The following is a 241-nucleotide window of genomic DNA, read 5'->3' on the forward strand; positions in this document are numbered from 1 at the left end:
GTGTAACTAACTATATAGAGAAGTGTCCTCGTTGTCAATCGTTACGTTTTATTTTTGAATCATCTTTTCCAGATAACTCTCTAACTTCGGATCGTGAGCATGTAGATACATGCCCTTGATACCTCGTCGCAACAAGACATTCAACGAATTTCTCAGCAGGATTTCTTTACTCTGTTCATAATCCTGTCCGCTCAAATCTTGTCGGTGTTTAAAGATTTCGACATCTGTCACCTTACTTGGA

General features: G+C 39.0%; 1 protein-coding gene. It reads right to left on the reverse strand.

Annotated features, from left to right (window positions below; genetic code table 11):
• Positions 1–48: 48 nt before the first annotated feature.
• On the reverse strand, positions 49–241 hold a 193-nt coding region (locus tag HMPREF0519_RS12820), incomplete at its 5' end, for a DNA/RNA helicase domain-containing protein (RefSeq protein ID WP_003637160.1).

It is taken from the genome of Lentilactobacillus hilgardii DSM 20176 = ATCC 8290 (assembly GCF_000159315.1).
GTDB lineage: Bacteria > Bacillota > Bacilli > Lactobacillales > Lactobacillaceae > Lentilactobacillus > Lentilactobacillus hilgardii.